The following is a 13,098-nucleotide window of genomic DNA, read 5'->3' as shown; positions in this document are numbered from 1 at the left end:
CTCAAGTTGCAATTCAATTAGAGATTTTAGATTAACCGAATTTGAGAGACTAGCAATTTTGGAAAGGCAATAAACGATGCGACTGTCACAAATGTTATTCGTTACACTCCGGGATGATCCAGCTGATGCTGAGATTCCTAGTCATAAATTATTACTCCGTGCAGGTTATATTCGTCGCATCGGTAGCGGTATTTATGCTTATTTGCCATTGATGTGGCGAGTACTACAAAAAGTTTCCCAAATTGTCCGAGAAGAGATGAACGCTACAGGCGCACAAGAATGTCTGCTTCCTCAATTACAGCCAGCGGATTTATGGAAGGAATCAGGACGCTGGGATACCTACACCAAAGCCGAGGGTATCATGTTCTCCTTAATTGACCGCCGGGAGCAACAATTAGGATTAGGCCCCACTCATGAGGAAGTGATCACAACAATTGCCCGTGAGATGATTCGCTCTTATCGGCAATTACCGCTGCATCTTTACCAAATTCAAACCAAATTCCGCGATGAAATTCGTCCCCGCTTTGGTTTAATGCGTGGGCGGGAATTTATTATGAAAGACGGCTATTCATTCCACGTCGATGAAACCAGCCTCAAGGAAACTTACCAGGATATGTATCAAGCATATACAAACATGCTGCGGCGTTCTGGTTTAGCTTTCCGGGCTGTGGAAGCTGATTCTGGGGCGATTGGTGGCTCTGGTTCGACAGAATTTATGGTGTTGGCAGAAGCTGGTGAAGACGAAGTTCTTTACACCGAGGATGGCAAATATGCCGCTAACGTCGAAAAAGCAGTTTCTTTACCAATTGATGCAGAAGCTTCACAGTTTACAACATATCAGAAACACGATACACCTGGAACAGATTCGATTGAAAAGCTCTGTCAACTCCTCAAATGTTCTCCTACCCAAGTTGTGAAAAATGTTCTTTATCAAACAGTTTACGACAATGGAATGACAGTTTTGGTTTTGGTGAGCATTCGCGGCGATCAGGAAGTAAATGAGGTCAAATTGCAGAATGAATTGACCAAAATAGCTGCTGATTATGGTGCTAAAACTATTATTGCTTTAGATGTACCCAATGTAGAAACCCAGCAAACATGGACAGCTAAATCTCTGCCTTTAGGATACATTGCTCCTGATATTGCTGATGAATATATTAAAGGCGATAAACAGATCCATTCTCAGTTTGTCCGCTTGGTAGATCAAACAACTGTTGATTTAAAAAACTTCGTAACAGGTGCAAATGAGACTGGCTATCACGTAGTTGGAGCCAATTGGGGTGAGCAATTTAAACTACCAATTCAAATAGTAGATATACGTAAAGCAAGACTAGGCGATCGCGCCGTCCATAATCCAGAACAAACTCTCTTCAGCGCTCGTGGAATTGAAGTCGGTCATATCTTCCAATTAGGTACTAAATATTCCCAAGCAATGGGAGCAACTTATACCAATGAACAAGGTGAAGAAAAGCCCCTACTTATGGGTTGTTATGGAGTCGGTGTCTCACGTTTGGCGCAATCGGCAGTAGAGCAATCTTACGATCAAGATGGCATTATTTGGCCAGTTGCGATCGCACCTTACCACGCGATCGTCACAATTCCTAATATTAATGATGCTCAACAAGTTCAGATTGCTCAACAACTCTACACCGAACTTAATCAAGCTGGCGTTGAAACTTTATTAGATGACCGCGATGAACGAGCAGGAGTAAAATTCAAAGACGCTGATTTAATTGGCATCCCTTACAGAATAGTCACTGGACGAGCGATCGCTAATGGCAAAGTCGAAGTTGTAGAAAGAGCAACTCGTAAATCTCAAGAAATTGTCATTGCGGAAGTTACAACTACACTCCAACAGTGGATTGCAGCAGCAATAGCAGCTAAAAATTAAATGCCATAGACAAATTTATACATAGAAAAATGTCTTAGTGCTGAAATTTCTACAGATTCGCACAGAGCAAATACTCTGCGTTATTTTGCTTTGTGATTGTCAAGAATCTCAAGAAAAGATTGAGATTTATCGATTTACATAATTTGGCAGGTGACGGATTACAAAGGAAAATTCTAAAATAAAAGACAAGCTCCCTAGAATAGAGCGGTTTTGCATAACCGCAACATTTTTGAAGTATTAAGTCATCATTTAAGTTTTAGGAAACTCTCCACTTGTCAGTATCGTCCTTAACCAGGCTGCTCTTCACAAAAAAAATTATCTCAGTTCTTAGTCAGGAAGGTTTTAAATATGACAGACCAACAAGGATCTAACCGTATTTCTTCAGGTGTAATTGCAGCCGTTTCAGCTGCGGTTTTAGCCGTAAGTGGCGGCGTAGCTTGGTTAACCTGGAACTCCACCAACCCCACTACACCGTCAAAATCCTCTCAAACAATAACTCAGCCAGGGCAATCACAGCCATCAACCACACAGCAAGGTAACGAAAAAACTGCAAATATTTATTGGTTAAAACCAAAAGAAAAAAGTGTAGATTTAGTTCCCCAACCAGTTCAAATAGCGGCTACACAACCTAACCAAATTCTAGAAAAAGCTTTTCAAAGCTTGTTAGAAGGGCCAACAGAAGGAACAGATGCTACAACCATCCCCAAAGGAACTAAATTGCTGGGACTAAAAGTGAACAATGATGAAGTTCACGTCAATTTATCTGAAGATTTTACCAAGGGTGGTGGTAGCACTTCAATGGTTGGTCGTGTAGGACAAATAGTCTACACTGCTACAACATTAAATCCTAACGCCAAGGTTTACATTGATGTGAACGGCAAACAGTTAGACGTTTTAGGTGGCGAAGGTGTGGAATTACAGCAACCGTTAACTCGTGAAAAATTTAAACAAAACTATCCGCTTTAGTTAATAGTCAGTGGTCAGTGGTCAGTGGTCAGTGGTCAGTAGAAAATGACAACTGATAATACCATAACTAGTATTATTTAAAGTATTTATACTTAGTAGCAACTGACAACTGACAACTAACAACTAACTTAAAGCTTGCTATTTAGCACCCTGAAGCTACGAGCTTGCTGTTCTAGCCTAGTGGCGAGGCGATCGCAAACCCGATTGCACAATTCAAAAATCATTTCATCTTCCACCCGGTAGTAAGCACAAGTCCCTTCACTGCGGCGGCTCAGGATTCCTGCTTGCCACATTACTTTAAGGTGTTTGGACACATTTGCTTGTGAAGTCTGTGTTGCCTCTACCAATTCTTGCACGCATTTCTCTTCATCCCGTAATAAGTGTAACAACCGTAGGCGCATCGGCTCACTTAACAGGCTGAAGTATTCGGCCACTTGTTGCACCACTTCCGGCGGTACAGGCAACGCTTGTTTCATCAGGATTGACCCGCAGATCTGACAGTTTTAGCAATGACTCATTGATATTAATGAATCATTTGATATATACATTAATACTTAATCAGGCTTAATTCGCATCAAAGGATGACCATATTCTACTGGGTCGCCATTTTCAACAAGAATCTCCACTACTTGCCCAGATACTTCAACTTCAATTTCATTCATCAGCTTCATAGCTTCAATAATACAGACTGTTTGACCTTTGCGGACGCGATCGCCTACCTCTACAAATGATGCCTCACCGGGCGCAGGAGCGCGGTAAAAGGTTCCCACCATCGGCGAAGGTACTTCCACCCATTTGTGATCAATTGTTGCGGGAGGATTGGCTGATAACTGCACATTAGAACTACTTACGGCATTATCTAAAACGCGATTTGTCTTCACCTCTAACATTGGAGGTGGTGCTATTTGTGTGCCTATCGGTGAAATCGATGTTGTTCCCGAACTAACCAAACTATTTGATGCTGCTTGAGCTACTGACGCAATGTGACTGCTAACGTTACCAGCTTTACGCACCGTTAGTTCAAAGTCTTCACTTTTGAGTGTGACTTCGGCAATATCTGTTTGGGCAATAGTTGTCAGCAGTTGGCGGATTTCATTAAAGTCCAATGGCACAGTTTTTATTACCTCGACCTATCTGTAAATTAATTATCATTAAGTGTCGCCAGAATTTAATCCCTATTTAGGGATTGCAATGAGAATTTTTTTAGGGATGAAATAAAACTTATTCCCTGCCTAAGTATTTATCATCACGGGTATCAATTTTAATGCGTTCTCCTTGAGAAATAAATAAGGGAACCATTACAGTTGCGCCCGTTTCCAACACCGCTGGTTTAGTACCACCTGTGGCAGTATCACCTTTGACACCTGGATCTGTTTCAACCACTTCCAGGGCTACAGAGTTAGGCAGTTCCACTTCTAGCACTTGTTCGCCCCAACGAACGACGTTAGCTTCCATACCTTCTTTAAGATATTTAACGCGATCGCCAATTTGGGCTGCGCTCAATCTATTTTCTTCGTAGGTTTCCATATCCATAAAGACAAACTCATCGCCTTCTTTATAGGTATGCTGCATCGTTCTTTTTTCTAGGGTGGCTTGTGGCACTGTTTCCCCAGCCCGGAATGTTTTTTCTACCACACTCCCAGTTTGGACACTTTTCAGTTTAGTCCGCACAAAGGCAGAGCCTTTACCTGGCTTAACGTGGAGAAATTCCACCACTCGCCATACAGACCCATCTAAGACAATTGAAACACCGGGTCGAAAGTCGTTACTAGAGATCATGAAGCTTTCAAATTTTGGAAGACAATCGGCATTTATTGTACCCTTCTGGGGTGGTCATTGGTCATTTGTCATCTGTCATTTGTCGTTAGACTCAGCACTAGTACTGTGGGAAGATGATTGATGGGTTACGCCTAGTCAACAATTTGATGCCGAATTTAAGCAATCCCATGTTCAACCTATTTAAATCCTGGCTGAAGAACAGCCTAACGATAATATTGTTGGTAACAATATTTTTAGGCATAAATACTGCTGGCTGGACTTTCTCCAGTAACGCTGCCCTGCCAGCAGGAAATGCAATTACCGACGGCAAGGCTTTGTTGCGGTATGCACTCCCGATAGAAAATGAACCAGTACGGCAACTACAAGCCAGTCTAGAAGACATTTCTACCCAACTGCGAGCTAATCGGCGGTGGGGTGCTATATCTAAAGACCTCAAAAAAGCATCCCGTGTTCTCGATCAACCTGACAAAATCCTAGCAAGCGTTCCCGAAGAACGCCAGTCCCAAGCAAAAGCTTGGATTTCTGAATTGAAATCTGGGGTAGATGCACTACAAGAATCGGTAAACGTCAAAGACAAGGAACAAATTATCGAAGGCAGAAACAAACTGCTCAATCTCATCACCCAATTAGAAGAATCAATGGTGAAGGGATTTCCCTTTGAAGTACCTACCGAGTACAGTAACTTACCGCAGCTCAAAGGTCGTGCCACTGTCGAAATGAAAACTACTAAAGGTAATCTAACTTTAGTAGTCGATGGTTACAGCGCTCCTGTCACAGCTGGAAACTTTGTGGATTTAGTACAACGAGGTTTTTATAACGGCTTACAATTTACCCGTTCCGAAGAATCTTACGTGCTGCAAACCGGAGACCCACCAGGAAAAGAGGTAGGCTTTATTGATCCCAAAACTAATAAATACCGTGCCGTTCCCTTAGAGGTTCTAGTTGAAGGTGACACAGAACCCACTTATGGCATTACTCTCGAACAAGCTGGCCGTTATCTTGATATGCCTGTATTGCCTTTTTCTTCCTTTGGTGCATTGGCAATGGCTCGTCCTGAAACTGAAGTTAATGGCGGTTCTTCACAATTTTTCTTCTTTCTATTTGAACCAGAACTTACCCCAGCCGGGCGCAATCTTTTAGATGGTCGCTACGCCGTTTTTGGCTATCTCACCGAAGGTAAAGAAATTTTGGATAAACTCAAAGAGGGTGACAAAATTGAATCGGCAACTGTCGTTCAAGGAATAGAAAATTTAGTTGAACCCCAAGCAGCATAAATAAAGTGTGAAGGATAAAGAATGAAGCGTTATTTCTTTTGTAGTCAAGGCTTTAGCCTTAGTTTTATTGCTTATTCTTTATCCTTTATCTTTTAACCAAGATTTCCAGCACTGAACACCTGATCAGCTGCGATCGCCAATTCTGGAAAAACCTGTGATATTATTTGCTGACTGGCAGTAAACACGGTTTCTTCGTATAGTCCTTCTTCCAGTAATAAAATTGAAATCTTTGCAGCCATCGGATCTACAATCCAATATTCAGGAACCTCCAACGCCGCATATTCGGATCTTTTATGGCGATAGTCTCGTTTTACCGATTCTGGACTGACTACCTCTATAATTAATAAAGGAGGTGACTGAAATACTGCTGAAACATTGATCAATTCTCTTGCTTGTTCCAGCGTCACCACACATAAATCAGTCAAACGAGATTTACTTCTACCCGTTCTCACCCCACTTTCTCGAAAACACAGCCAAGGAAAGCTACATCGCTGAATTTCTGCGTCTAGCGCTTGCTCAAGAAATTTGGTAATCAAAAAATGTTCAATTGTAGGTGGATTCATTAGCTCTAATTTGCCATCCACCAATTCATAATGAAAACCTGTGCCATCATCATAGGTTAAATATTCTTCAAACGTGATGCTGGTTACTGGTGTTGTTAGCATCCCAACTGACTCCTAAGCGATACTTTGATCGTAACTTTAAAGTAAGTTCCTACTGAGAAAAGCAATTTTAAAGTTGGGAGATATTAATTATGAACAGTGAGTTATCTTCCCTAAAAGTACAAGATCTTGGTGAACAAAATCTTTTGCAAAGGTTGCAGCGCTTCTGCCCTGTTGAAATTATTGGGGATGACGCAGCTGTTTTGGTGACGGAACCAGGACAATCTTTAGTGGTGACAACAGATATACTGGTTGATGGGGTGCATTTTAGTCATATCACCACTTCCCCTGAAGATGCCGGCTGGCGAGCTGCTGCGGCTAATTTATCAGATTTAGCGGCAATGGGTGCTACTCCTGTAGGTATTACTGTTGGGTTGGGTTTGCCTGGAGAAGTTAGCGTCAGTTGGGTTGAGCGCTTGTACCAGGGAATGACAGAATGCCTGCAAAGATACCATACCTCAATTGTTGGTGGTGATGTTGTGCGATCGCCTGTAACAACTTTGGCAATCACTGCTTTTGGTCAAGTTGTTCCCAATAAAATTATTCGCCGTTCTGCCGCTGTTGTAGGAGATGCGATCGTAGTCACAGGTGTACATGGAGCTGCCCACGCTGGCTTACAATTGCTTTTGCATCCCGAATTAAGGCAAAACCTCAACGATGCGGAAAAAACGGCTTTAATCAAAGCCCACCAGCGTCCACAACCACGATTAGATGTATTACCATTATTGTGGAAAATTTTATCTTCCCAATCCTCCATTCTTGTCGCAGGTATGGATAGTAGCGATGGTTTAGCAGATGCTGTTTTACAAATCTGCCGCGCTAGTGGCGTTGGTGCAGTCTTAGAACACAGGCAAATACCTTTACCTAAAGCTTTTAACCACTGGCTAACACAAGAGCAAGCACTAAAATATGCTTTATATGGTGGCGAAGACTTTGAATTAGTCCTGTGTTTACCAAAAGAACCAGCAGATACATTTGTGCAACAGCTCGGTCAAGGTGCGGCTATTATAGGGAATATTACAGCAGGATCAAAAGTACTATTACACGATCAACAACAAAAATCCCCTGACCAAGTTCTCAGCCTCAGCCAGGGTTTTCAACATTTTAGTCAATAGTCAATAGCCGTTAGTATTAAAACAATTGACCACTCACAATTCACAACTAACTAAATTAAACCCATTTTTGCGCTACTAGTTCAGCTAAATCAAGAACTCGCTGGCTGTAGCCCCATTCATTGTCATACCATGCCATGACTTTCACCATGTCGTTGCCCATAACTAAAGTCAAACTGGCATCGACAATCGAAGAAGCATCAGTACCTTGATAATCGGACGATACCAGTTGTAGTTCACTGTAGTCTAAAATGCCTTTGAGTGGCCCTTCAGAAGCATCTTTGAGAGCTTGGTTAACTTCTTCCGTAATAGTACGCTTCTCAACCTGAACTACGAAATCTACCATTGAAACGTTCGGGGTAGGTACACGTAAGGCAACACCATTCAGCTTGCCTTTCAGGTCTGGGATTACCAGCGCCACAGCTTTTGCTGCACCAGTAGAGGTCGGTACGATGTTGATGGCTGCTGCCCTTGCCCGTCGCAAATCCCGGTGGGAAGCGTCTAATATGCGCTGATCACCAGTGTAGCTGTGGGTAGTGGTCATCGTGCCTTTGATGATTCCGAATTTATCGTTCAACACTTTGGCGATAGGAGCCAAGCAGTTTGTAGTACAGCTAGCGTTACTAATGATGTGGTGTTTGTTGTGATCGTAGTCGTGATGATTCACGCCCATCACAAAAGTACCATCTTCATTTTTACCAGGAGCAGTGATCAGAACCTTCTTGGCCCCGCCATTTATGTGCTTCATTGCTCCATCCTTGCTGGTGAACACACCTGTTGACTCAATAATCAAGTCAATATCCCACTCTTTCCAAGGCAAGTTTTCCGGATTGCGATCAGATACGCATTTAATGGTCTTACCGTTAACGATGATAGAGTTATCGTCAGCAGTAATGTCAACATCCCTTAACTTTCCTAGCATCGAGTCATACTTTAGGAGGTGAGCATTCGTTCTGGGATCTGATGTGTCATTAATAGCTACTAGGTCAAGTTGGCTATTTTCTCTTCCTATCCAGCAGCGTGCAAAGTTACGTCCAATACGCCCAAAACCGTTGATTGCGACTCTAATCACAGTGTCTTGCCCTCTGTATTTATGCCTATAAATTGATATCTTTGACCCCAATCATATCGCAAAGGGGGGGGGTATTCATAACCGTAAAGTGTTATATCCATAAAAAAAACACATGTTTTATTCAGATTTATCTGAGTAAAGATTGTGGGCTGTGATATACGATCTCACCGATTCTGGGACTAGATAACGGATTGAGGAGCGATCGCCTGGGATTTTAACAGAGTCATTGTGGCAAAGTTGACGAATTAGACTTGACGAAACTCCCACTAAGGGTATATTCAGTAATTGCCAGCGAATATTAAGTGACTGCTCCTTAAGTAGTTGCTCCACTTGCTTGCAGATTAACTCGCTTTGAGTTATATTCTCACCACTTAGCAGTCGGGGTGCGATTAACCAATCACACATTTGTACTAGTTCATGTCTACGATGCCAACGGGGTAAGGTTTGGAAAGTATCCAAGCCCACTATCCAATGCCAGTGAGTATTTGGGTAAAAAACAGATAAGTCAATCAAAGTGTTGATGGCATAAGAATTACCAGATCGATTTATCTCAATTAATGAGATAGTAAACGCTGGGTTTTCTCTTACGGCCAGCTTCAGCATTTGGACTCGATGCTCAAACAAAATCGCTTTTTTATGAGGAGGATTGAACGACGGTATCCAAATTATCTTTTCTAGAGACACTTGATATAAAGCTGTTTGAGCTATGAGTAAGTGTCCCCAATGAATAGGATCAAATGTGCCACCAAAAATTGCTAATTGTTGCATCCAGTTTATGCCCTGGCTCTATGCAATTGAGAAATAGTTTCACTACCAAAGTACCATTCTACTCAATTCGTGCCTTAGCTTGATGCAATTCAACAACAGTTTCGCTAAGCTTGATGCAATTTAAAAGCTGTTTTGCTAAGAGTTTCCTATTGTAACTAATACCAGTAAGGAATCCAAAAACATGTATTTGACATTACAAGAATTTCTTTCCCGATGTGGCGGAAATTTTCAGAATAATCTTAAAAACAGTTTAGAAATGGCAAAAACCTCTAACCAAGGTAAAATCATTCTCAATCAGTAAAACAACAGTATAAAATCAAGCGAACATTCAGTATAAACATGATACAGGGTCAGTTACAGTAAAAAACAAATTCCTGTTATGATACGCGTGTCATTTGTGATTATGGTGTGGTGTAAGAGGAGTAATCAATGAGTAATTCTGTAGATTTTAGCGGTAGACCATTTCATTTTATTGGTATTGGCGGTATAGGTATGTCTGCTCTGGCATACGTTCTTGCAAAGCGTCAATTACCAGTGTCAGGTTCCGATCTGCGTTCAAATCATATTACGCGCAAGTTGGAATCTATCGGAGCTTATATTTTTGGCAGACAAGAGGCAAGTAATCTCGAATTCTTTCGTCCTCAGGTATCGCCTAATGGAGTATTATTAAATTCACAAGAACCATTATCTACTGTTAATAAGTCCACACTACCCCAAGTTATTTGTTCAACAGCAATTAATCCAAACAATTTGGAATACAAAGCAGCATTGGAATTAGGTTGTCCAATTTTACATCGTTCAGATGTACTAGCTGCTTTGATTGCCGATTACTATAGCATTGGGGTGGCAGGAACTCACGGAAAAACTACCACTAGTAGCATGATAGGATACATGCTGTTAGAAGCCGGTTTAGATCCAACGATTCTTGTAGGTGGTGAAGTCAACGCTTGGGAAGGTAATGCTCGATTAGGGCAAAGCCGATATCTAGTAGCTGAGGCAGACGAATCAGATGGTTCTTTGGTAAAACATGCTCCTGAGATTGGTATTATTACTAATATTGAGCTAGATCATCCTGACCATTACGATACATTAGAAGAGGTAGTTGATACCTTTCAAAAATTTGCTGCTGGTTGTAAGATTTTAGTCGGTAGTATTGACTGTGCAACGGTACGCGAATTGCTACGCAATGCCTTTGGCGATCGCCTCAAACCAACAATCAGCTACAGTCTCCACTCAGACACTGAAGCTGATTATACTGTCACCAATGTTGACTATCGCTCGGATGGGACTACAGCTCTTGTTTGGGAAAAAGGCAAAGCTTTAGGAGTTTTGAAATTGCGACTGCTCAGTCGGCATAACCTCAGTAATGCCTTAGCAGCAGTAGCTGTTGGTCGTGTTCTGGGCTTAGAATTTGGAGAAATTGCTAAGGGTATTGCTACTTTTGAAGGAGCAAGACGACGCTTTGAGTTTCGGGGTGAAGTTAATGGTATTACTTTCATTGATGACTATGCCCATCACCCCAGCGAAATTAGCGCCACTCTCGCGGCTGCACGCCTCCAAGCTAGGCCAGGGCAAAGAGTTGTTGCTATTTTCCAACCCCATCGTTATAGCCGCACACTGACCTTTTTAGAAGAATTTGCCCAGTCTTTTGCTCATGCTGATTTAGTTGTATTGAGCGATATATACAGTGCTGGCGAAGCCGATTTAGGGCAAATTAGTGGTGAACAACTGGCAGTAGAAATTGCCAAACAGCACCCGCAAGTGGTTTATCAGCACACTTTACCTTTGATGTCCGAGTTCTTGCTACAAACGTTGCGCCCTGGAGACTTAGCGCTGTTTCTGGGTGCTGGAAATCTCAATCAAGTAATTCCAGAAATAATTACAACACTTTGTGAGCCTGCTAAAGCCACATCCTAGATTGAGGGTACTTAGAGGTTTATTCTCTTAGCAAAAGTTCTATCGATTCGCAGTATTGCTGTATTTACTACAGCAGATAAATGTAAAATTTCACAAATTGACGTAAGATGAAAATCTCCCAGGCAGCCGGAAACGTCTGCACAGTTTCGACTACACAAAAGCAAGAAACAGATAATTCAGGACAAAGTAAAATAATTCACTTACAGGGTACTGATTGTGTGATTAAATCCCAAGCTTCTTTATCCGCGTTTACTTCATATAGAGTTGGGGGAGCAGCTGAATGGTACACTGCTCCCCGTGATTTAGAAGCATTACAAGCAAGTTTAGAGTATGCAAAAGAACACGATTTACCAGTAACAACACTGGGAGCAGGTTCTAATTTATTGGTTAGCGATCGCGGTCTACCAGGCTTAGTCATTTCTACTCGTCATCTGCGCTATAGCCATTTTGACCTTCAGACAGGCCAATTAACTGTCGCTGCGGGAGAATCAATTCCTAGCCTAGCTTGGGAAGCAGCACAATTAGGGTGGCAAGGATTAGAGTGGGCTGTGGGTATCCCTGGAACAGTCGGAGGTGCGGTCGTAATGAATGCAGGGGCGCACAATAGCTGTATCGCAGATATGTTAGTTAGCGCTCAAGTACTTTTACCGGATGGTACGCTAGAAAATCTGACCCCGGACGAGATCGGCTATAGCTATCGTACTTCATCACTGCAAGGCAGCGATCGCATTGTTACCCAAGCAACTTTTCAACTCCAACCAGGTGCTGATCCCGCAAAAGTTTTAGCAATCACCAAAGAACACAAACAGCATCGGTTAACTACCCAACCCTACAATTTTCCCAGTTGTGGCAGTGTATTTCGCAATCCCAAACCTTATGCTGCTGGGTGGTTGATTGAGCAAACAGGTCTAAAAGGCTACCAGATTGGTGGAGCTCAAGTGGCAATACTTCATGCTAATTTTATCGTCAACCGTGGTGGAGCAAAGGCCAGCGATATTTTTTGCCTGATCAATCATATCCAGGAAAAAGTACAAGAAAATTGGTCGATTTTATTAGAACCAGAAGTCAAAATGATTGGAGAATTTCAAGCAGTGTGTTGACGGACTAGGGATTAGGGAATCAGGAATAATCTACCCAATGCTCTAACATATCCTATACCTAGCATTAATTATTGGTAACAAAAGAGGCAAATTGCCTACCGCATCTATAATTGAATTTGACTTGTTAATCAACGCACACGCGGATAATTAATTATGACCGGAAAAGGACAAGGATTTGGTTTTGGCTTAGGAAAAATGAAAGAACTAGCCGAAGCTTTTAAAAAAGCTCAGCAAGTTCAAGAAGGTGCAAAGCAACTCCAAGAAGAATTGGAGCAAATGGAAATTCAAGGAGAAGCTGGTGGTGGTCTAGTCAAGGTGATTGTCAGTGGCAACCAAGAACCTAAGCGAGTAGAAATTGCTCCAGATGCTTTAGCACAAGGAGCAGAACTGCTTTCTGACCTTGTGACAGTGGCAATGAAAGATGCCTATAATAAGTCCACAGCGACAATGCGGGAACGTATGGAAGATTTGACTAGTGGACTGGAACTACCTGGATTTTAGTCGATAGTCAATAGTCAATAGTCAGAAACCATGAGACTATGGACTGTGGACTATTG

At 42.1% G+C, this 13,098-nt stretch carries 13 protein-coding genes; 7 read left to right on the top strand and 6 right to left on the bottom strand.

Features of this window, described 5'->3' with window-relative positions; all coding sequences use genetic code 11:
* Positions 1-76: 76 nt before the first annotated feature.
* Together QI031_RS13235 and QI031_RS13230 are read left to right on the top strand one after the other, a co-directional pair.
* Complete coding sequence (locus tag QI031_RS13235) at positions 77-1,891, top strand: proline--tRNA ligase (protein ID WP_281485593.1); 1,815 nt, start codon at positions 77-79, stop codon at positions 1,889-1,891.
* A gap of 348 nt (positions 1,892-2,239) precedes the next feature.
* Positions 2,240-2,857, top strand: coding sequence for a GerMN domain-containing protein (locus tag QI031_RS13230; RefSeq protein WP_281485592.1), 618 nt, complete (start codon positions 2,240-2,242; stop codon positions 2,855-2,857).
* Positions 2,858-2,985: 128 nt separating this feature from the next.
* Here QI031_RS13230 and QI031_RS13225 read toward each other — a convergent pair whose 3' ends face one another.
* The 3 genes from QI031_RS13225 to efp all read right to left on the bottom strand — a co-directional run bounded on the left by QI031_RS13225 (position 2,986) and on the right by efp (position 4,636).
* On the bottom strand, positions 2,986-3,333 hold the full coding sequence (locus tag QI031_RS13225; protein WP_281485591.1) for an ArsR/SmtB family transcription factor: 348 nt from the start codon (positions 3,331-3,333) through the stop codon (positions 2,986-2,988).
* Between the two features lie 78 nt (positions 3,334-3,411).
* Complete coding sequence (gene accB, locus QI031_RS13220; protein WP_281485590.1) at positions 3,412-3,969, bottom strand: acetyl-CoA carboxylase biotin carboxyl carrier protein; 558 nt, start codon at positions 3,967-3,969, stop codon at positions 3,412-3,414.
* Between the two features lie 109 nt (positions 3,970-4,078).
* Positions 4,079-4,636 (bottom strand): elongation factor P, encoded by a 558-nt coding sequence (gene efp, locus QI031_RS13215; protein ID WP_281485589.1) that lies wholly within the window; start codon positions 4,634-4,636, stop codon positions 4,079-4,081.
* A 167-nt stretch (positions 4,637-4,803) separates the two neighbouring features.
* Between efp and QI031_RS13210 the strand changes: the two genes are divergently transcribed.
* Positions 4,804-5,910: a peptidylprolyl isomerase gene (locus QI031_RS13210; RefSeq protein WP_281486015.1), complete on the top strand. Its 1,107-nt coding sequence runs from the start codon at positions 4,804-4,806 to the stop codon at positions 5,908-5,910.
* Between the two features lie 92 nt (positions 5,911-6,002).
* On the opposite strand, the gene QI031_RS13205 is transcribed toward QI031_RS13210, so the two are convergent.
* Complete coding sequence (locus QI031_RS13205; protein WP_281485588.1) at positions 6,003-6,575, bottom strand: Uma2 family endonuclease; 573 nt, start codon at positions 6,573-6,575, stop codon at positions 6,003-6,005.
* An 89-nt stretch (positions 6,576-6,664) separates the two neighbouring features.
* Here QI031_RS13205 and thiL point away from each other — a divergent pair, with 89 nt between their 5' ends.
* The gene (thiL, locus tag QI031_RS13200) at positions 6,665-7,687 is read left to right on the top strand and encodes a thiamine-phosphate kinase (RefSeq protein ID WP_281485587.1); all 1,023 of its coding nucleotides are present in this window, start codon (positions 6,665-6,667) and stop codon (positions 7,685-7,687) included.
* A gap of 55 nt (positions 7,688-7,742) precedes the next feature.
* On the opposite strand, the gene QI031_RS13195 is transcribed toward thiL, so the two are convergent.
* Together QI031_RS13195 and nadD are read right to left on the bottom strand one after the other, a co-directional pair.
* Positions 7,743-8,756, bottom strand: coding sequence for a type I glyceraldehyde-3-phosphate dehydrogenase (locus QI031_RS13195; RefSeq protein ID WP_281485586.1), 1,014 nt, complete (start codon positions 8,754-8,756; stop codon positions 7,743-7,745).
* A 117-nt stretch (positions 8,757-8,873) separates the two neighbouring features.
* Positions 8,874-9,524, bottom strand: coding sequence for a nicotinate (nicotinamide) nucleotide adenylyltransferase (gene nadD, locus QI031_RS13190; protein WP_281485585.1), 651 nt, complete (start codon positions 9,522-9,524; stop codon positions 8,874-8,876).
* A 429-nt stretch (positions 9,525-9,953) separates the two neighbouring features.
* Here nadD and murC point away from each other — a divergent pair, with 429 nt between their 5' ends.
* The 3 genes from murC (at position 9,954) to QI031_RS13175 (ending at position 13,042) form a co-directional block, all read left to right on the top strand.
* The gene (gene murC / locus QI031_RS13185; RefSeq protein ID WP_281485584.1) at positions 9,954-11,441 is read left to right on the top strand and encodes a UDP-N-acetylmuramate--L-alanine ligase; all 1,488 of its coding nucleotides are present in this window, start codon (positions 9,954-9,956) and stop codon (positions 11,439-11,441) included.
* Positions 11,442-11,548: 107 nt separating this feature from the next.
* Positions 11,549-12,541, top strand: coding sequence for a UDP-N-acetylmuramate dehydrogenase (gene murB / locus QI031_RS13180; RefSeq protein WP_281485583.1), 993 nt, complete (start codon positions 11,549-11,551; stop codon positions 12,539-12,541).
* A gap of 153 nt (positions 12,542-12,694) precedes the next feature.
* Positions 12,695-13,042, top strand: coding sequence for a YbaB/EbfC family nucleoid-associated protein (locus tag QI031_RS13175; protein ID WP_281485582.1), 348 nt, complete (start codon positions 12,695-12,697; stop codon positions 13,040-13,042).
* Positions 13,043-13,098: the final 56 nt, after the last annotated feature.

This window comes from Halotia branconii CENA392, from assembly GCF_029953635.1.
GTDB classification, from domain to species: domain Bacteria; phylum Cyanobacteriota; class Cyanobacteriia; order Cyanobacteriales; family Nostocaceae; genus Halotia; species Halotia branconii.
This window is presented reverse-complemented; position numbering and strand designations above follow the sequence as displayed.